This window comes from Pantoea sp. CFCC18179 (genome assembly GCF_059412405.1).
On sequence record NZ_JBNBPM010000001.1, the window covers coordinates 675936 to 695375 of the forward strand.

Annotated in this window: 14 protein-coding genes, 1 tRNA gene and 1 riboswitch; of the genes, 12 read left to right on the forward strand and 3 right to left on the reverse strand. The window is 54.2% G+C overall.

Annotated features, from left to right (window positions below; translation table 11 throughout):
• The first annotated feature begins 3 nt into the window (after positions 1-3).
• The 5 genes from mdtD to yegS all read left to right on the forward strand — a co-directional run bounded on the left by mdtD (position 4) and on the right by yegS (position 6144).
• Positions 4-1410 (forward strand): multidrug transporter subunit MdtD, encoded by a 1407-nt coding sequence (gene mdtD, locus ACPUC7_RS03230; protein ID WP_494921747.1) that lies wholly within the window; start codon positions 4-6, stop codon positions 1408-1410.
• Positions 1407-2792: an envelope stress sensor histidine kinase BaeS gene (baeS, locus tag ACPUC7_RS03235; protein WP_494921748.1), complete on the forward strand. Its 1386-nt coding sequence runs from the start codon at positions 1407-1409 to the stop codon at positions 2790-2792. Before mdtD ends, baeS begins: the two co-directional genes overlap by 4 nt.
• A gap of 9 nt (positions 2793-2801) precedes the next feature.
• A complete protein-coding gene (gene baeR, locus ACPUC7_RS03240; RefSeq protein ID WP_494921749.1) occupies positions 2802-3509 on the forward strand; it encodes an envelope stress response regulator BaeR in 708 nt (235 codons plus the stop codon).
• 137 nt (positions 3510-3646) lie between these two features.
• Positions 3647-5014, forward strand: coding sequence for a prephenate-dependent tRNA uridine(34) hydroxylase TrhP (gene trhP / locus ACPUC7_RS03245; protein WP_494921750.1), 1368 nt, complete (start codon positions 3647-3649; stop codon positions 5012-5014).
• A gap of 230 nt (positions 5015-5244) precedes the next feature.
• A complete protein-coding gene (gene yegS / locus ACPUC7_RS03250; RefSeq protein WP_494921751.1) occupies positions 5245-6144 on the forward strand; it encodes a lipid kinase YegS in 900 nt (299 codons plus the stop codon).
• Positions 6145-6209: 65 nt separating this feature from the next.
• On the opposite strand, the gene ACPUC7_RS03255 is transcribed toward yegS, so the two are convergent.
• Complete coding sequence (locus ACPUC7_RS03255) at positions 6210-7331, reverse strand: Gfo/Idh/MocA family protein (RefSeq protein ID WP_494921752.1); 1122 nt, start codon at positions 7329-7331, stop codon at positions 6210-6212.
• Between the two features lie 307 nt (positions 7332-7638).
• Between ACPUC7_RS03255 and ACPUC7_RS03260 the strand changes: the two genes are divergently transcribed.
• The 5 genes from ACPUC7_RS03260 (at position 7639) to ACPUC7_RS03280 (ending at position 12682) form a co-directional block, all read left to right on the forward strand.
• A tRNA-Asn gene (locus ACPUC7_RS03260) sits at positions 7639-7714 on the forward strand.
• Positions 7715-8013: 299 nt separating this feature from the next.
• Entirely contained in the window at positions 8014-9024 is a 1011-nt protein-coding gene (locus ACPUC7_RS03265; protein ID WP_494921942.1) for a Zn-dependent oxidoreductase, read from the forward strand.
• An 83-nt stretch (positions 9025-9107) separates the two neighbouring features.
• Positions 9108-10391, forward strand: coding sequence for an MFS transporter (locus ACPUC7_RS03270; RefSeq protein ID WP_343552822.1), 1284 nt, complete (start codon positions 9108-9110; stop codon positions 10389-10391).
• A gap of 44 nt (positions 10392-10435) precedes the next feature.
• Positions 10436-11896, forward strand: a complete 1461-nt coding sequence (locus tag ACPUC7_RS03275) for a mannitol dehydrogenase family protein (protein WP_494921753.1) — start codon at positions 10436-10438, stop codon at positions 11894-11896.
• Between the two features lie 99 nt (positions 11897-11995).
• The gene (locus tag ACPUC7_RS03280; RefSeq protein WP_494921754.1) at positions 11996-12682 is read left to right on the forward strand and encodes a GntR family transcriptional regulator; all 687 of its coding nucleotides are present in this window, start codon (positions 11996-11998) and stop codon (positions 12680-12682) included.
• A 180-nt stretch (positions 12683-12862) separates the two neighbouring features.
• Here ACPUC7_RS03280 and fbaB read toward each other — a convergent pair whose 3' ends face one another.
• Both fbaB and thiD read right to left on the reverse strand, forming a co-directional pair.
• Positions 12863-13915 carry a class I fructose-bisphosphate aldolase gene (gene fbaB / locus ACPUC7_RS03285; protein WP_343552826.1) on the reverse strand — a complete coding sequence of 351 codons (1053 nt, stop codon included), beginning with the start codon at positions 13913-13915 and terminating at the stop codon, positions 12863-12865.
• Positions 13916-14062: 147 nt separating this feature from the next.
• Positions 14063-14905 (reverse strand): bifunctional hydroxymethylpyrimidine kinase/phosphomethylpyrimidine kinase, encoded by an 843-nt coding sequence (gene thiD, locus ACPUC7_RS03290; RefSeq protein ID WP_494921755.1) that lies wholly within the window; start codon positions 14903-14905, stop codon positions 14063-14065.
• 33 nt (positions 14906-14938) lie between these two features.
• A riboswitch (TPP riboswitch) is annotated at positions 14939-15034 on the reverse strand.
• A gap of 266 nt (positions 15035-15300) precedes the next feature.
• On the opposite strand from thiD, the gene chiP reads away from it, so the two are divergent.
• Positions 15301-16698, forward strand: a complete 1398-nt coding sequence (gene chiP / locus ACPUC7_RS03295) for a chitoporin ChiP (protein ID WP_494921756.1) — start codon at positions 15301-15303, stop codon at positions 16696-16698.
• A 51-nt stretch (positions 16699-16749) separates the two neighbouring features.
• Entirely contained in the window at positions 16750-19413 is a 2664-nt protein-coding gene (locus ACPUC7_RS03300) for a beta-N-acetylhexosaminidase (protein WP_494921757.1), read from the forward strand.
• The last annotated feature ends 27 nt before the right edge of the window (positions 19414-19440 follow it).

Consider the following 19440-nt stretch of genomic DNA (forward strand, 5'->3'; position numbering starts at 1 on the left):
TTCATGTCACCTCAAAACGCCACTGTGCGCTGGCAGTTGTGGATCGTCGCCTTTGGCTTCTTTATGCAGGCGTTGGATACCACCATCGTCAACACCGCGATCCCGTCAATGGCGCGCGACCTCAACGTTAGCCCGCTGAATATGCACTCGGTGATTGTCTCGTATGTACTCACCGTGGCGGTGACGCTGCCAATCAGCGGCTGGTTGGCGGATCGTTTTGGTGTGCGCAACATCTTCTTTTGCGCCATTGTGCTGTTCAGCATCGGTTCGCTGCTGTGCGCCTTCTCCACCACGCTGGATGAATTGATCATGGCGCGCGTGGTGCAAGGGATTGGTGGCGCGATGATGGTGCCGGTTGGGCGTTTAACGGTGATGAAAATCGTGCCGCGTGAGCAATATATGTCGGCGATGACCTTTGTCACCACGCCGGGACAAATTGGCCCGCTGCTTGGTCCGGCGCTGGGCGGGATTCTGGTGCAATACGCCAGTTGGCACTGGATCTTCCTGATCAATATTCCGGTGGGCATTATCGGCGCGATTGCCACGCTGACGTTGATGCCCAATTACACCATGCAAACGCGGCGCTTTGATTTCCTTGGCTTCGTGCTGTTAGCGGTTGGCATGGCAACGTTGACGCTGGCGCTGGATGGCCAACGCAGCTCTGGCGGTTCGCCGCTGCTGCTCGGGGTGCTGATCTTGCTGGGCGTATTTTCACTGCTGTTCTATCTAATGCATGGCCGCAACAATGACAACGCGCTGTTTAGCCTGAAACTGTTCGACAACCGCATCTATTCGATTGGCCTGCTCGGCAGTTTTACCGGGCGCATTGGTAGCGGCATGCTGCCGTTTATGACGCCGATTTTTCTGCAAGTTGGCCTCGGTTATAGCCCATTCCACGCCGGTTTAATGATGATTCCGATGGTGCTGGGCAATATGGGCACCAAACGCGTAGTGGTGCGCATCGTCAATCTGTTTGGTTATCGGAATGCGCTGGTTGGCGCGACCATCGCGCTGGCGGCGGTGGTGCTGCTGTTCCCCGTCGTCGCGCTGCTCGGTTGGTTCTGGCTGTTGCCGCTGGTGTTGCTGCTGCAAGGCATGGTCAACGCCATTCGCTTCTCCTCAATGAACACCTTAACGCTGAAAGAGTTGCCGGATGATTTAGCGTCGAGCGGCAACAGCTTGCTGTCGATGATCATGCAATTGTCGATGAGTATCGGCGTCACCGTAGCCGGTTTGCTGCTGGGTGCGTTTGGTCATGGCGTCGTCACCGATAGCGCGGCAGCGCATCAAACCTTTATTTACACCTATTTGTGCATGGCGCTGGTGATTGTACTGCCTGCGTTGGTGTTCTGGCGCGTCCCCAAGGATGTGAGTAAAAACGTCGATCTGCGAGGCAGGAGAAAAGGATGAAACGGCCGGTCAAACTGGGCATTGGCGCCAAACTGTTTATGGCGATTTTTTCTACCTGCATGTTAGTGATCATCACCATGCATTGGGGCGTACGTCTCAGCTTCGAGCATGGCTTTGTCGATTACATCAAGAAAGGTAATGAGCAGCGCCTCACTTTATTAAGCGATGCATTGGCAGATCAGTATGAGCAGCACGGTAGCTGGGATTTTTTGCGGGCTAACGATCGTCTGATCTTCTCGATTTTGCGATCGCTGGAGCAAAATCCTGGCAGCGTCAATCAGTTGCCGCCGCACGGCTGGCGCACCCAGTTCTGGATTATTGATCAGCAATACAAAGTGCTGTCTGGCCCACGCGCGCCAGTGCCGCCGGAAGGGACGCGACGAAACATCACCACCAGCAATGGCAAGATTGTCGGCTGGGTAATCGCCTCGCCAGCCGAACGATTGACGCGCAGCACCGACATCAATTTCGATCAACAACAGCGGCGCACCAGTTGGATGATTGTGGCACTCACCGGTTTGCTGGCGGCGCTGGTCACCTGGTTGCTGGCGCGCGGTTTGCTAGCCCCGGTAAAACGTCTGGTTGATGGCACACATCATTTGGCGGCGGGTAATTTCGCCACGCGTGTTGAAGTCGGCAGCAGCGACGAGCTGGGCCAGTTGGGACGCGACTTCAATTTGCTGGCGCGCTCGCTGGAGAAAAACGAGAGCAATCGCCGCGCCTTTATGGCCGATATTTCCCATGAACTGCGCACGCCGTTGGCGATCATGCGTGGTGAGCTGGAAGCCATGCAGGACGGTGTGCGCAAGTTGACGCCAGAAGCAATCAGTTCGCTGCAAAGTGAAGTGGTGGTGCTAACCAAACTGGTGGATGATTTGCATCAACTATCGCTGTCGGATGCTGGCGCCCTCGCCTATCGCATGCAACCGGTAGATCTGGTGAACTTACTGGAAGTGGTGGCGGGCAGCTTTAACGAACGTTATCGCAGCCGTGAGCTGATGCTGAATCTGGCGCTGCCAACACAAGCCGAAAGTTTTGGCGATCCCGATCGCCTGATGCAGTTATTCACTAATCTGTTAGAAAACAGTCTGCGTTACACCGATGCGGGTGGCGCGGTGCAGGTTAGCGTGCAGCAGAAAGACGAATTCTGGCTGCTGACCTTTGCCGACAGCGCGCCTGGCGTTGATCCCACCCATCAGGCACAAATATTCGAACGTTTTTTCCGTACCGAAAGTTCGCGCAATCGCGCCAGCGGCGGCTCGGGACTTGGCCTGGCGATTTGCAAAAACATCGCCGAAGCACATAACGGCAGCATAAGTGCAGATCACTCTGATTTAGGTGGCCTGCAAATCACGCTAAACTTGCCGTATGTTCCTCACTAGACGCCACTTATGAGCCCGGAAAATAGCGATCCCCTGATTCTTGTTGTAGAAGATGAGCCGAAACTGGCGCAGTTGATGATTGATTATCTGCAAGCGTCCAACTATCGCACGCACCACATTGCGGATGGCAACGAGGTGTTGAATTACGTGCAGCAAACGCCGCCGGATCTGATGTTGCTGGATTTAATGCTGCCCGGCCGCGACGGTTTAACGCTGTGCCGCGAAATTCGTCGCTTCTCCGAGCTGCCAATCATTATGGTCACCGCGCGCACTGAAGAAATTGATCGCCTATTGGGGCTGGAAATTGGTGCGGATGACTATATCTGTAAGCCGTTCAGCCCGCGCGAAGTGGTGGCACGTGTCAAAACCATTCTGCGCCGCGTGAAACGTTCGCCGGAAGAGGCGCAGCAAGCATCGCATCTGCAAATCGATGAAAGCCGTTTTCAGGCCAGCTGGCGTGAACAGCAGTTAGAGCTGACGCCCGCCGAGTTCCGTTTGCTGAAAACCCTGGCGCTGGAACCGGGCAAAGTGTTCTCGCGCGAACAGTTGCTAAATCATCTGTACGACGATTACCGCGTGGTCACCGACCGCACCATCGATAGCCACATCAAAAACCTGCGACGTAAGCTGGAAAGCCTCGATGCCGAGCAGCCGTTTATTCGTGCCGTTTATGGTATGGGATATCGCTGGGAAGCGGATGTCTGTCGTTTGCTGTAGCCGCTTAGATTGATCTGAATCAATTTTTCTCCCTGCCGGCCTGCCTACAATTCCCCACCTTTTGCCGGGCCGTTTAATGCGGCTGCGGCACCTGCCATCGACGATGGCATGCTGACCTGACATCAGTGAGAAAATCCATGTTAAAACCTGAACTGCTTTCTCCAGCGGGATCGCTGAAGAATATGCGCTATGCCTTTGCCTACGGCGCTGACGCGGTGTATGCCGGACAACCGCGCTACAGCCTGCGCGTGCGTAACAACGAATTTACCCACGAAGTGCTGGCCAAGGGCATCAATGAAGCCCATGAACTCGGCAAAAAATTCTACGTGGTGGTGAATATCGCGCCGCACAACGCCAAACTGAAAACCTTTATCCGCGATTTAACGCCGGTCGTTGCCATGCAACCGGATGCGCTAATCATGTCCGATCCCGGCTTGATTATGCTGGTGCGCGAAGCCTTCCCGGAAATGCCGGTTCATCTCTCAGTGCAGGCCAACGCGGTAAACTGGGCGACGGTAAAGTTTTGGCAGCAAATGGGGCTGACGCGCGTGATTCTGTCACGAGAATTGTCGCTGGATGAAATTGCCGAAATTCGCCAACAGGTGCCGGAAATGGAGATTGAAATCTTCGTGCACGGCGCGTTGTGTATGGCGTATTCCGGTCGCTGCCTGCTTTCTGGTTACCTCAACAAGCGCGATCCCAACCAGGGCACCTGCACCAACGCCTGCCGCTGGGAATACAAAGTGGAAGAAGGCAAGCAGGATGACGTCGGCAACATTGTCGGTTTCCATCAGCCGGTTCAGGTACAGCAACCGACACTTGGCGTCGGCGACACCACCGATCGTCTGTTCCTGCTGGAAGAGAAGATGAAACCGGGCGAAATGATGAGCGCGTTCGAAGACGAACACGGCACTTACATCATGAACTCCAAAGATCTGCGCGCCGTGGCGCACGTGGAACGTTTAAGCCAAATGGGCGTGCACTCACTGAAAATCGAAGGCCGCACCAAATCCTTCTATTACTGCGCGCGCACCGCTCAAGTTTATCGCCGTGCCATCGACGATGCAGCAGAAGGCAAACCATTTGATCCGGCGCTGCTGGAAACGCTGGAAGGTCTGGCGCATCGCGGCTACACCGAAGGTTTCCTGCGTCGTCATACCCATGACAGCTACCAGAATTACGAGCAAAGTTTTTCTATTTCCGAACGCCAGCAATTTGTCGGTGAATTCACCGGTGAACGCCGCGGTGATTGGGCGCAGATTGCGGTGAAAAACAAATTCATCATCGGTGATTCAGTGGAGATCATGACGCCTGAAGGCAACCTCAACTGTACGCTGGAAACCATGCAGAACGACAAAGGCGTGGCGGTGGATGTCGCGCCAGGCGACGGACATCGCGTGTGGATCCCAGTACCGGAAGCGGTGAAGCTGGATTTTGCCCTGCTACTGCGTAATTTTGTCGATGGCAACACAACGCGCGATCCGCATAGCAAAGATCGCACTTAAAGAAAAGAAAATGGCGAAGTTAGATTAGGATCACAGACCGTCGCTGCGCCTCGCTTTAGAATCGCGCCTGCTGCTAACGAGTAACAATAAAAGCAGGTTTTAACAGGAACCACCTCATTCACCCGCCCGGCTCCCCCGTGCGGGTTTTCTTTTTTCATCCCCCGCCGATAAAGTTCTCTCTCCAGCTATGCTATAACCTGTGCTCTGTCTCTCGCGTCAAGGAACTGATAATGCAAAATAAACCGCTCACATTGCTGATCCTCAATGGCAAAGGCGCCGGTAATGAAGCGTTGCGCGCCGCCGTCAACACGCTGCGTGACGAAGGCTTTAATTTGGCGGTACGTGTGACCTGGGAGAAAGGTGACGGCGACCGTTATGTGCGAGAAGCCGTGGAATTGCAGGCAGAAACCGTAGTCGCGGGTGGCGGCGATGGCACCATCAATGAGATTGCGACCGCGTTGGCGGCGTTGCCAGAGCAGACACGTCCAGCGTTAGGCATCTTGCCGCTCGGCACCGCCAATGATTTCGCCACCAGCGCTGGCATTCCAGAAGAAATGGAACCGGCACTGCGTTTGGCATTGCTCGGCAAAGCCACCGCTATCGATTTAGCGCGCGTGAATGGCGAACGCTACTTTATCAATATGGCGACCGGCGGATTTGGCACGCGCATCACCACTGAAACGCCGGAAAAGCTGAAGTCGGCGCTGGGCGGCGTATCGTATTTTATTCACGGATTGATGCGCGTGGATGCGCTGAAACCGGATAGCTGCGAAATCAGCGGACCCGGTTTTAACTGGCAGGGCGATGCGTTGGTGATCGGCATTGGTAATGGACGCCAGGCGGGCGGCGGGCAAAAACTGTGCCCTGAAGCGCTGATTAATGATGGTCAGCTCAATCTCAGCATTGTTACCGCACAAGAGTTGCTGCCAACGCTGCTGCATTCGCTGACACGCGATGATGAAAACCCAAATATCGTCAAAGCACAGTTGCAGTCGCTGACCATTCGTTCACCGCATCAGATGACGTTTAATCTCGATGGCGAGCCGCTGACCGGCAGTGAATTCAAGATTGAAGTGATGCCAGGCGCGCTAAGCTGCCGCTTGCCGCCGCAGTGCCAGTTGTTGGCCTAATCACGTAGGGTCGCCATTTATGGTGACCTGTTTCAGGTGCGCAAAGATGCGCACCTGAATACCGATTACACCTTCATCCAACGGCGTTCCAGCGCGGAAACCGCCACCGCTTCCAACACTTTCTGCACCTGCAAACCTTCGGCGAAATCCGGCCACATGCGATCGCCTGCGGCAATGCCGTTAATCAAATCCCGAATCTCCACGGTTTTCTGATCGTTAAAACCAATGCCATGTCCGGCAGAAACGCAGAAGTTCGCGTAATCCGGATGCGCTGGGCCGGTCAGAATGGTTTTGAAACCTTGACGTCCCGCCGGTTCATCGTGGATATACAACTCCAGCTCCGCCATGCGTTCTTGGGTGTAACGCAGCGTGCCTTTGGTGCCGGTCACCACATAGGTCAGACCCATTTTGCTGCCGCAGGCGATGCGTGACGTTTCGAACACGCCGTGCGCACCATTCTTGAAGCGCAACAACGCGCTGGCCTGATCTTCGTTTTCCACTGGCAGCAAGCGTGATGCATCTTTCGGATCGGGACGCTGCTGAATCACCGTCATCATATCGCCGCTGACTTCTTCGATATCGCCGACCAAATAGTGCGCCATATTGACAATGTGCGCAGCCAAATCGCCCAACGCACCTAAACCCGCCAGCGCTTTCTGGCAGTGCCAATCCAGCGGCGTTTCCGGGCGTGCCAGATAATCTTCGTTGTGCGTACCGTAGAAGTGAATCACTTCGCCGATTTCGCCACGTGCAATGATTTCGCGCGCCAGTTGGCTGGTGGGGTTTTTCATGTAGTTGAAACCCACCAAGGTTTTCACGCCCGCTTGCTGTGCCGCTTGCACCATCTCTTCGGCATCAGCCACCGACAGCGACAGCGGTTTCTCAGAGTAAACGTGTTTGCCGTTGCGAATCGCTTCCAGCGCCATCTCTTTATGCAGGAAATTCGGCGCGCAGATATCGACCACATCAATGTTGGGATCGCGTACCAGTTCATGCCAATCGCCAGTGGAGCGGGCAAAACCAAACGTCGCCGCCTGCTTCGCTGCCAGCTCAGGATTCACTTCCGCCAGCATTTCCCGCACGATTTCGCCTTTTAGGGCAAACACCGTTGGCGCTTGCGCGTAGGCAATCGCGTGACAACGACCAATGTAACCACTGCCGATCATACCGATTCTGACTTTATTCATGACTAATCCCTGGATGCGAGTAAGAAGTGATCTGGAATATATGTTTCGCTTTTTGGCTCGACAACGGCGAAATGAAATATCTGTGATCATGCATGCGAGGTATCTGACAAAAACGACAAATCAGAATGTAATTTTGCATAGAGAAGGTGATATTCATCACAATTGGCGGCGATTTTGGCGCCATTTAGCGCTATGACGCTAGGCGGAAAGGCTGAATTGACGCTTTATTCAGCAGTCAGTAATAATTGTGAAAAAGTGCTTTGACAAGGTCGGGCTCGCTCGTTAATATGCGCCCCGTTCAAACGATTCCTCTGTAGTTCAGTCGGTAGAACGGCGGACTGTTAATCCGTATGTCACTGGTTCGAGTCCAGTCAGAGGAGCCAAATTTAAAGAACCCGCTCAGGGAAACCTGAGCGGGTTTTTGTCTTTTGTAGGGTCGTCTTTCGTAGGGTCGCCATTTATGGTGACCTTCTCAACCCCCTTGTCCATGTTTATAAGGTCACCATAAATGGCGACCCTACAAACCAGCGGTTCCTACCACCCATTTCATGCGCTCTGTGATTGTGTTCACAACTCTGCAACGTCAACTTGTATGGTAGTATTAACGCGCGTATTTTTTCATCATTGATTCCCGTTAATGCCCGATCCTTCGTTGAGATAGGTATCAGGTCAGGAGTAGATGATGAAAAGTGTGGTGATTGAACAACCCGGCGAGTTGGTATTAGCTGAGCGTCCGCTGCCGCAACCCGCTGCCAATGAAGTGCGTGTCAAAGTGCGCTATGCCAGCATCTGCGGTTCCGACGTGCATATCTGGCACGGTCACAATCCTTTTGCTAAATATCCACGCGTGATTGGTCATGAATTCTTTGGTGTGATTGATGCGGTCGGCGCTGACATCGCCGCCAGCCGTATTGGCGAGCGCGTGGCGGTTGATCCAGTAGTAAGCTGCGGCCATTGCTATCCCTGCTCAATCGGTCGCCCCAACGTCTGCAAAGAGTTGCAGGTGATTGGCGTGCATCGTGATGGCGGCTTCAGCGAATACGCCGTCGCACCCGCCAAAAACGCCTTCCGTTTGCCAGAAAGCGTACCGGATAAACTCGCCAGCATGGTTGAGCCGTTCACCATCGCCGCTAACATCACCGCCTTCCTCAAACCGCAACCCAACGATGTGGCGCTGATTTACGGTGCCGGTCCGATGGGTTTGACCGCAATTCAGGTGCTAAAAGGCGTGTACGGCGTCGAGCAGGTTTTGGTGGTGGATCGTTTACCTGAACGCCTGGCTCTGGCGCAGGAAAACGGCGCCGATCGCGTATTCAATAACAGTGAAATCCCGCTCGCCGCGCAGCTGGAAGGCGTGCAGCCTACGCTTATCATTGATGCCGCTTGCCATCCTTCTATCCTGGCTGAAGCCGCCGCCCTCGCCTCTCCAGCCGCGCGCATTGGTTTGCTCGGCTTCTCTGGCGAACAGTGCAGCATCACGCAGCAAAGTCTCACCAGCAAAGAGCTGTCGCTGTTCACCTCACGCCTTAACAGCAATCGCTTCCCGCAGGTGATTGAGTGGATTGAGCAAGGCCAGATTCAACCCGAAAAGCTGGTGACGCACTATTTCCCACTGGCGGACGTGGAACAAGCCATGACGTTGTTCGAAAAAGATCCCCGCACCTGCTGCAAAGTAATTCTACAAATGCGTTAAGTTAACGCTCACACCAGGTGTCCTGCTGCCGGTGCGTACCCGCCGGCATAACGATTATAAAAATGATAAATGACGGAGTTTCTATGTTTAAGAATCTGCGCTGGATCCTCGTACTGCTGTTATTCCTGGTCTTTATGATCAACTACCTCGATCGTATTGCCCTGTCGCTGACCGTACCGCTGGTGGAAAAAGACCTGATGATCAATGCCGAACAGTTCGGCATGATTTTCGGCAGCTTCTTCTTCGGCTACGCCCTGTTCAACTTTGTCGGCGGGTTAGCCACCGACAAATTCGGCCCGACCATTGTGCTCGGCACCGCCGTCGGCATGTGGTCGCTATTCTGCGGATTAACGGCTCTGGCAACCGGCTTCTGGTCAATGATGATTCTGCGCGTGCTATTTGGCATGGCAGAAGGCCCGATTTCCGCCTCCGCCAACAAAGCCATTAACGGCTGGTTCCCGAAAAAACAGGCGGCGACCGCGATGGGCTTGCTCAGCTCCGGTTCACCTCTGGGCGGCGCAGTGGCCGGTCCGATTGTCGGCTATCTGGCGTTGTCCTTTGGCTGGCGTCCAGCGTTTATCGTCATTGCGGCGATTGGCTTTATCTGGTTAGCACTGTGGTTCTTCTTCGCTGCGGACAATCCGGCCAAGAGCAAACGCGTGTCGCAGGAAGAGCGCGCGCTGGTTGAAAAATTAAAAGCCGAACAACCCGCCGATGTCATCGATCCCAGTGGTCAAGCGCACGGCCTGGGCTTCTACCTGCGTCAACCGATTATCCTGGTTACCGCTTTCGCCTTCTTCTGCTACAACTACATTCTGTTCTTCTTCCTTAGCTGGTTCCCGGCATATCTGGTGCAGGCGCATGGCCTCGACATCAAATCGATGAGCTACACCACCATGATTCCGTGGATTGTCGGCTTCGTCGGCCTGGCATTGGGTGGCTGGATTTCGGATAAAATCTTCAATATCACCGGCAAACTGCTGCTTTCTCGCAAGATCGTGTTAGTGGTTTCACTGGCAGCTGCGGCGATTTGCGTGGCGATGGCCGGCACCATTAAAGAGGTCAACTCGGCGGTGATCATGATGTCGATCTCGATCTTCTTCCTCTACATCACCGGCGCCATTTACTGGGCAATCGTGCAGGACGTGGTGCACAAAAGCCGCGTCGGCAGCATCAGCGGCTTTATCCACCTGATTGGTAGCTTGTCGGGTGTGATTGGCCCGGTAGTGACCGGCTTCATCGTGCAGCATTCTGGCAAGTTCGACAGCGCCTTCATCCTTGCAGGTGCGGTCGCCGGACTTGGCGCATTGCTGGTGTTAGTGGTAATTCGCGAACCGAAAACCAGCGATAAACCGGTTTCTGTATAACTATCATGGGGCGCTTAGCGCCCCATTTGCTTAAAGGACTGACTATGTTACAGCTCGACCGTCTTCCCGCCGATGTACAACGCCCCGCTTATGATCGTAAACAGCTTAAAACCCGCATGGTGCACATCGGCTTTGGCGCTTTTCATCGTGCCCATCAAGCGTTAGCCAGCGATAAACTGGCCGAACAGGGTAGCGATTGGGGCTATTGCGAAGTGAATCTGAACAGCGGCGAACTGATTCAGGCGCTGCGCCAACAGGACTTGCTGTATACATTGACCGAAATGGCGGATAGCAGCTTGCACACGCGCGTTATCGGCGTCATCACGCAAGCCTTGCACGGCAAAGGCGACGGCATTGAAGCGGTGATTGAAGCGATGAGCCAGCCGGATGTGGCGATTGTCTCGATGACCGTGACCGAAAAGGGTTACTGCTATATGCCATCAAGCGGCAAACTCAATCCGGATCATCCCGATATCGTGTACGATCTCGCCAACCCTCACGCGCCACGTTCGCTGCCGGGTTTAATTCTGGCAGCGATTGTGCGCCGTCGTGAACGCAACTTGCCGCCGTTTAGCGTGATGTCATGCGATAACATGCCGGAAAACGGCCACGTGACGCGCAACGTCATCACTCAACTCGCTGAGCGCCACGATCCGGCATTGGCAGATTACATTCAGACCCACATCACCTTCCCCTCGACCATGGTGGATCGCATTGTCCCGGCGATGACCGATGCCGCATTCGACACGCTCACCGCACGTTTAGGCAGTCACGATCCGGTCGCGGTTGAAGCCGAACCGTTCTTCCAGTGGGTGATTGAGGACAACTTCGTTAATGGTCGCCCAGCATGGGAAAACGCCGGTGCGGAATTGGTCAGCGATGTATTGCCGTTTGAGGAGATGAAGCTGCGCATGCTTAACGGCAGCCACTCGTTCCTCGCCTACCTCGGCTTCCTGGCTGGGTATGAACACATCAGTGATTGCATGGCCGATGCCGATTATCGCCAGGCGGCACGCGCGTTAATGTTGCAGGATCAAGCGCCGACGCTGCGCACTCAAGGTGTCGATTTAACGGCTTACGCCGATTCGCTGATTGCGCGTTACGAGAACCTCGCGATTAAACATCGCACCTATCAAATCGCCACCGACGGCACGCAAAAACTGCCGCAGCGTCTGCTGGATAGCGTGCGCTGGCATCTGCGTAACGGCACATCTTGTGATTTTCTGCTGCTGGGCGTGGCGGGCTGGATGCGTTACGTCACTGGCGTGGATGAACAGGGCAATACGTTTGAGATTCGCGATCCGCTGAAAGATCAGCTGGCAACGATCGTGGCCAACAACACTGAAGGCGCAGAGCGCGTGCAGGCATTGCTGAGCTTGCAGGCAGTATTTGGCGACGATCTGCCGCAACAACCCGTGTTTGTCTCACGCGTCACCGAACTCTATCAACAACTGGTAAAACAGGGCGCGCGCGCCACGGTGCAGGCACTGGTCACACAAGCGTAAGCGCCTTGTCAAAATGTGTAGCGCAGACGCAGCGTGCTGATTAGACTGACTCTTTCTCATCGGGCTGGCATTGGTCAGCCGTAATACGGATATTGCTGCATGTCGACTGCCTACACCATAACCACCAGCGAACCGGTAAATCAGCAGATCTATCGCTATCTGCGCAAAGATATTGTGACCTGCGTTATTCATCCGGGCTCGCTGCTGTCGGAAAAGGAAGTATCGGCGCGCTTTAATGTGTCACGCCAGCCGGTACGCGAAGCCTTTATTAAGCTGGCAGAAGCCGGATTGGTGCAGGTGTTACCGCAGCGCGGCACCTTCGTGCGCAAGATCTCCGCCCAGCGCGTGGCTGATGGCCGTTTTATTCGTGAAGCGGTTGAAATTGCCGTGGTGCGCCGCGCCGCGCAGGAGATTGGCGCGCAGGGCTTGATGGCGCTGGAGCACAACTTGCAGTTACAGCGTTTAGCGGCAGAACGTCACGACAGCCAGGCGTTTTTAGCGCTGGACGATGAGTTCCACCGCTTGATTGCCGAAGGGATTAATTGCCTGCTGGCGTGGGAAACGGTGGAGAACATCAAAGCCACCATGGACCGCGTGCGCTTTCTGACATTAAGCGAAGTGTCGCCGCCAGAAAGTTTGATTCAGCAGCATCAAAACATCTATAACGCGTTGAAAGCACAAGATGTTGAGGCCGCCGAAAGCGCGATGCGCCGTCATTTGCAGGAGATGATTCTCACCATCACGCCGATTGCCGAACGCAACAGCGAATGGTTTGAAGCGCCTTAAATAATAAGGTCGCCAGAAGTGGCGACCTACGACATCTTTTTAGCCAGCTGAATAACATTCAACCGTTGGCGGCGATGGCAGTTCGTGGACGGCCAGCGCACAGGCCTTGGGAGCATACATTAGTATGTGACCAAGGACGAGCACTGCCCGAACACGAAATGGCGAGTGAGCCAGGTTGAATCAAGCTATCGTCACATCCTTCGACAAATAAACATCCTGCACCGCATTAATCAGCTGCACGCCCTCTTTCAGCGACTTCTTAAACGCCTTACGACCCAGAATCAATCCCATGCCGCCCGCGCGTTTGTTGATTACCGCTGTACGCACTGACTCGGCCACATCGGTGGCACCGGCCGCCGCGCCGCCGGAGTTAATCAACCCTGCGCGACCCATATAGCAGTTCGCCAGCTGATAGCGCACCAAATCGATCGGATTCTCGGTGGTCAGCTTGCTGTAGACGCGCTCATCGGTATGACCAAATTTCACCGCATTGTAGCCGCCGTTATTCTCCGCCATCTTCTGCTTGACGATATCCGCACCAATAGTCGCCGCCAGATGGTTGGCCTGGCCGGTTAAATCGGCGCTGGCATGGTAATCCACGCCATCTTTTTTGAAGTCGTTATTACGCAGATACGCCCACAGCACCGTCACCATACCAAGTTCATGCGCACGCTCAAACGCAGCGGAAATCTCTTCAATCTGACGACGTGATTGCTCAGAGCCGAAATAGATGGTCGCGCCCACCGCTACCGCACCCATGTTGAACGCCTGCTCGACGCTGGCGTACAGCGTTTGGTCATATTGGGTTGGATAGCTCAGCGTTTCGTTATGATTCAGTTTGACCATAAACGGAATGCGGTGCGCATAGCGACGCGCTACCGATGCCAGCACGCCATAAGTGGATGCTACGCAGTTACAACCGGCTTCAATCGCCAGTTCAACAATGTTTTTGGGATCAAAATAGGCCGGATTGGCAGCAAACGACGCGCCCGCCGAGTGTTCAACGCCCTGATCGACCGGCAGAATTGACAAATAACCGGTGCCCGCTAAGCGGCCGGTGTTGTACAGCGTTTGCATGTTGCGTAATACGGTAGGAGAACGATTGTTGTCGATCATCACGCGATCAACATAATCCGAGCCTGGTAAATAAAGGCTATCCGCTGGAATGGTCATGCAGCGATGTTGAAGAAGAGTGTCCGCTTCTTTGCCCAATAACTGTACGATGTCCGTCATGTTCGCTCCTGAAAAGTGGCTGGATTGGAACCGGCACCTGCCGATTCGCCCCCAACAGCCTGGACCGAAATGCGCCACGCTGGCAAATTGCTGACTCCATTTTTCAGACGGATTCGCAGTATAAAAGCGGCAATCTGGCGTTACGCCCTACCACCATTGATGGAAATGGTGCACCGGCCCAATGCCCTTACCAACCTCCAGCGAATCAGCATGCAGCAGCGCCTGTTGCAGCCACGCTTTGGCTGCCGCCACCGTTTCTGCCCAATCGTTATGGCGTGGACGCAGCGCCGCCAACGCCGCCGATAGCGAACAACCGGTGCCGTGGGTATGACGCGTGTTAACGCGCGGCGCGGTAAAGCGCAGACGGCTGACGCGGGTGATCAACCAATCCGGGCTCTCGGCATCGCTAAGATGGCCGCCCTTCATCAGCACCGCTTCACAGCCCAAATCGAGCAGCGCATCGCCCTGCTGCAACATGGTTTTCTCATCTTCTGCCATGGCGCGGCCTAGCAAGGCCGCGGCTTCCGGCAGATTGGGGGTGATCAGCGAAACCTGCGGCAGCAGTATTTCCCGCACGCTGGCCACCGCATCTGGCGACAGCAATGCATCGCCGCTTTTGGCAATCATCACCGTATCCAGCACCACAAATGGCAAGCTGGCGCGTTTCAGCCGTTCAGCCACCAGCTCGACAATTGCGGTTTCCGACAGCATGCCAATTTTGGCGGCATCAATGCGCACATCATCCAGCACCGAATCAAGCTGCGCGCCAACGAAATCAGGTTCGATGCGATAAACCGACTGCACGCCACAGGTATTTTGCGCCACTAGCGCGGTGATCACGCTGGTGCCATACGCGCCGAGCGCGGAGAAAGCTTTGAGGTCAGCTTGAATACCTGCACCACCGCTGGGATCGGTGCCGGCAATGGTCAGCGCATTGATGCGTTTTGCAGAAGGTGCGCGTGGCGCGGTGGAGAGAAAGTGCGAATTCATATAGCTCCCAACCGGCGATCAAGAAGGCGAATGCGGTCAGGCATCTGACTTCCCTACGCTGGCATTATCCAGATCAGGTCAGCGGGTGTATCTCAGCCCTGTGTTAGAGGGGCACCCCGAGTCAAAACAACGTTGGGAGCATAGGCAAGACAGTATTCGAAAGCAAGCAGCTACGATTCAGTCGTGGAGATGTCTCACAAATTTACATGTTACTCATTCGTGTAACTTATTGATTAAAGTCCTTAAAAGCGATCATTTTTGCGTACTGAGTCATAGTTTGTAATAAATCCCATTGATAATTCGCGTCGCGAAAAATAGCATCCCAACCAATTTGTTTCACGATGAAACAGTTTTGGAAAATTAATTATTAATGGAAGCATCACGGAGGATTTATTATGCGCAGGATCCCACGCGCGCCGCTGTCCACTGCGGTTATCACCGCGTTGATTGCCGGCTCATTTATTCCCAACCACTCCGCTCAAGCCACTGGATTTGTTGACGATTCTTCACTCTCTGGCAATCTGTTTTATTGGCAACGTCAGCGCGATCGCAAAGAGATGGATCCGCAAAAAGGCAGTTACGGCCAATACGATGCCAATCTGCACCACGCCTCTGCCAATGCCAATCTTGATTTCTCATCCGGTTACGCTGCTGATGTAATTGGCTTTGATCTGGCAGCCTATGGTGCGCTGGAACTCAGTGACAGCGGTCCGGCTGCACCGAATGAAATCGGCTTCAGTAACGCCCGCACCCGTTGGGATGAGGACTGGAGCGGAGATAAGGGTGGTTTAAGTATTTATAAAGCGGCACTCAAAGCCAAATGGCAGGATAGCTGGTTGCGTGCGGGCTATTTACAACCAAGCGGACAAACGATTTTAGCCTCGCACTGGAGCTTCTTACCGGGCACCTATCGCGGCGTGGAAGCTGGTTCCGCTTTTGATTTTGCCGATGCGGGCGCCCTGTCGTTCTCATGGATGTGGGCCGATGAATACAAAGCGCCGTGGTATCGCGACATGTATAACTTCCGCAAAGCCGATGGCCTCACCGATATTCCGTGGCTGCAATCCTTTGGTGCCAAATACGATTTCAAAAACACGCTGGTGATCGAAGGTGCGTACGGTCAGGCGGCGAATTATATGGATCAATATTTCGCCAAAGCCGCCTATCAGCTGCCGCTGGCGGGTTCACCACTGCGTACCAGTTACCAGTTCTACGGCGCTAAAGATCGTGACAACAGCGGCGTCGGCCAAGTGAACGACGTTTATGACGGCCTCGCCTGGTTACAAGCACTGACATTCGGCTACACCGCGGGCGCGTTTGATTTTCGCCTTGAGGGCACGTGGGTTAAAGCGGAAGGCAATCAAGGCTTCTTCCTGCAACGCATGACGCCTTCTTATGCCGGTTCGAACGGGCGCATGGATGTGTGGTGGGATTCGCGCTCTGACTGGAACGCCAACGGCGAGAAAGCCGTGTTTGCGGGTGTGATGGTCGATCTTGGGCATTGGCAACTGCCGGGCTGGCAAGTGGGTACTTCCTACGCTTACGGCTGGGATGCCAAGCCCTCCACCAACCCGATTTATGACCAAAGCCAACGCCTGAAAGAATCAGCGTGGAACTTAGACCTGGTTTATACGATCCAGGATGGTCGCGCTAAAAACACCCAATTCAAACTGCATTACACCCGCTACAACAATCATAGCGATCTGCCCAGCTACAGCGGCGGCTACGGCAATATTTTCCAGGACGAGAAAGACATCAAATTTATGGTCATCGCGCCATTCACCCTTTTCTGACCCTTATCTGGCAGGAGCCAGAGAATTTCATCCGTGGACAAGGATAACATCATGAAAAAATTGAAATTAAGTTTACTGGCACTTAGCGTAACGGCCCTTGTTGCCTGCCATTCCGGCGTGAAAACCAATCAACAGGTTGTGGACCAGATCAGCCAGTTTGGCGTGCAATATCAGGTTACGGATAATCAGGCTGCCGATCACGGCATCAACTGCGCGGCGCTGGGGGCGGATTGGGCCTCCTGTAATGGCGCGACCATCACCTTGACCAATAACGGTCCGGCGCTGACCAGTAAAAACTGGGCGATCTACATGAGCAACGTGCACGAAACGCTGCGTGTTGATAACGATCAGTTCAAAATGACGCATATCGTCGGCGACTTAACCCGGCTAGAACCGACCGAAAAATTCAAAGGTTTTGATGCGGGTGAATCGGTAGTGATTCCGATCGTCAACGAGTACTGGCAGTTGTTTATTACTGATGTGATGCCGCGTTGGTACGTTACTGCCGACAACGCTTTGCCAAAAATCATCGCCAGCACCGATACCGAAAATCTCAACCAATTCGTCAAGCCGTTCGGCAACCAATGGAAGCGCATCGCCGACGATAAAAACGTACTGATGCAGCCGCAAAGCCGCTTTGCGAAGAATGCCGATGTGCATCAGTTGCCAAAAAGCGCATTGCGCGGCCAAATCACGCCAACGCCACAAACAGTGAAAATCCACGCTGCTGATGTTGATTTGAGTCGCGGTGTGGCATTGCATCTTGATGCGCTATCCGCCGATCAAGCCGATGCCGTCAAACAACGTTTCTCACTGCTCAACATCACGCAACAATCTGCCGGTTATAGTGTCAAAACCCACCTTTCGACCGCACAATTCCATGGCGAAAATGCCGTCTCCGGCGCCTATGAATTGCGTATTACTCCGCGCGGAGCCGAGATCATTGGTTACGATCAGGCTGGCGTCTATTACGGTTTGATGTCGCTACTTTCATTGGTGCCTGCTGAAGGCAAACCGATTATCGCCACGCTGGAAGCCAAAGATGCACCGCGCTTTGCCTATCGCGGCGCATTCCTCGACGTGGCGCGTAATTTCCATACCAAACCCGCGGTATTGCGCATGCTTGATCAAATGGCGGCGTGGAAGATGAATAAGTTCCACTTCCATTTAACGGATGACGAAGCCTGGCGTATCGAAATTCCCGGCTTGCCGGAACTGACCGATGTGGGCAGCAAGCGTTGTCACGACCTCACCGAACAGCAATGTTTACTGCCGCAATTAGGTTCGGGTCCGTTCAGTGATAATAATGGCAGCGGCCACTTCAGCCGTGCTGACTATATTGAAATCGTTAAGTACGCCAAAGCACGCAATATCGAAGTGATTCCGGAGATCGACATGCCCGCTCATGCGCGAGCTGCGGTGATTTCAATGGAAGCGCGTTATCAAAAGCTGATGAAAGCGGGACAGAGCCAACAGGCCAGCGAATTCCGTTTAGTTGATCCCACCGATACCTCCAACACCCGTTCAGTGCAGCTGTATGACCGCACCAGCTACCTCAATCCGTGCCTCGATTCCTCGAAACGTTTTGTCGACAAGGTGATTGGCGAAGTGCAAGCCATGCACCGTGAAGCGGGTCAACCGTTAACCACCTGGCACTTTGGCGGTGATGAAGCGAAAAACATCCGCCTTGGTCCGGGCTACACCGATATCAAAAAGCCTGAGGCTGGAAAAGGCATTTTGGACCAAAGCAAAGAAGATAAGCCTTGGGCAAAATCCCAGGTCTGTCAGGCAGTGGTGAAATCCGGCAAAGTTGAAGATCTTGAGCATCTGCCAAGCCATTTCGCCTTAGAAGTCAGCAAGATGGTTAAAGCACACGGCATTCCTGTGATGCAAGCCTGGCAAGATGGATTGAAAGATGCCGCCAACGCTCACGCCTTCGCCACCTCGCGCGTGCGGGTTAACTTCTGGGACACGCTGTATTGGGGCGGCTTTGACACCGCCAGCGACTGGACGCAAAAAGATTACCAGGTGGTGATCTCGAATCCTGATTACGTCTACATGGATTTCCCGTATGAAGTGAATCCGCAGGAACGCGGTTATTACTGGGGCACGCGTTTCAGTGATGAGCGCAAGATGTTTGGTTTCGCGCCAGATAACTTGCCACAGAATGCTGAAACCTCGGTGGATCGTGATGGTATGACCTTTGAGGCTACTTCAAACAAACCGTGGTCAGGCGCATATGGCATTTCTGTACAGTTATGGAGCGAAACCACCCGCACCGATCAGCAAATGGATTACATGGTGTTCCCACGTCTGCTTTCAGTGGCCGAGCGCGGCTGGCATCGCGCGGATTGGGAGCTGGATTATCAACAGGGCCGAACTTTCGAAGGTGGCAAAACCCACTTCGTGGACCAGCAGCAGCGTAATCAGGATTGGCAGCGTTTCGCCAACCTGTTAGGCCAACGTGAACTGGCGAAAATGGATAAAGCCGGCATCCAGTATCGCCTGCCATTACCGGGCGCGAAGGTGCAAAACGGTACGCTGGAGATGAACATCGCGCTACCAGGCTTACCACTGCAATACAGTCTGGATAAGGGTAAAAACTGGCAAAATTATGATGCTCAGACCCAACCACGCGTGACTGCCAGCGATGAAGTGATGGTGCGCAGCGTAAGCCCAGACGGCAAACGTACCAGTCGCGCAGAAGCGCTGTAAAACTCAATCCCGCGCGGGAATGCGCGG

Excerpts from the sequence above, each read along its gene's own strand:
- thiD (WP_494921755.1), bottom strand. The coding sequence starts at position 14,905 with ATGAATTCGCACTTTCTCTCCACCGCGCCACGCGCACCTTCTGCAAAA.
- ACPUC7_RS03265 (WP_494921942.1), top strand. The coding sequence starts at position 8,014 with ATGAAAAGTGTGGTGATTGAACAACCCGGCGAGTTGGTATTAGCTGAG.
- ACPUC7_RS03280 (WP_494921754.1), top strand. The coding sequence starts at position 11,996 with ATGTCGACTGCCTACACCATAACCACCAGCGAACCGGTAAATCAGCAG.
- ACPUC7_RS03275 (WP_494921753.1), top strand. The coding sequence starts at position 10,436 with ATGTTACAGCTCGACCGTCTTCCCGCCGATGTACAACGCCCCGCTTAT.
- fbaB (WP_343552826.1), bottom strand. The coding sequence starts at position 13,915 with ATGACGGACATCGTACAGTTATTGGGCAAAGAAGCGGACACTCTTCTT.
- ACPUC7_RS03300 (WP_494921757.1), top strand. The coding sequence starts at position 16,750 with ATGAAAAAATTGAAATTAAGTTTACTGGCACTTAGCGTAACGGCCCTT.
- mdtD (WP_494921747.1), top strand. The coding sequence starts at position 4 with ATGTCACCTCAAAACGCCACTGTGCGCTGGCAGTTGTGGATCGTCGCC.
- yegS (WP_494921751.1), top strand. The coding sequence starts at position 5,245 with ATGCAAAATAAACCGCTCACATTGCTGATCCTCAATGGCAAAGGCGCC.
- chiP (WP_494921756.1), top strand. The coding sequence starts at position 15,301 with ATGCGCAGGATCCCACGCGCGCCGCTGTCCACTGCGGTTATCACCGCG.
- baeS (WP_494921748.1), top strand. The coding sequence starts at position 1,407 with ATGAAACGGCCGGTCAAACTGGGCATTGGCGCCAAACTGTTTATGGCG.
- baeR (WP_494921749.1), top strand. The coding sequence starts at position 2,802 with ATGAGCCCGGAAAATAGCGATCCCCTGATTCTTGTTGTAGAAGATGAG.
- trhP (WP_494921750.1), top strand. The coding sequence starts at position 3,647 with ATGTTAAAACCTGAACTGCTTTCTCCAGCGGGATCGCTGAAGAATATG.
- ACPUC7_RS03270 (WP_343552822.1), top strand. The coding sequence starts at position 9,108 with ATGTTTAAGAATCTGCGCTGGATCCTCGTACTGCTGTTATTCCTGGTC.
- ACPUC7_RS03255 (WP_494921752.1), bottom strand. The coding sequence starts at position 7,331 with ATGAATAAAGTCAGAATCGGTATGATCGGCAGTGGTTACATTGGTCGT.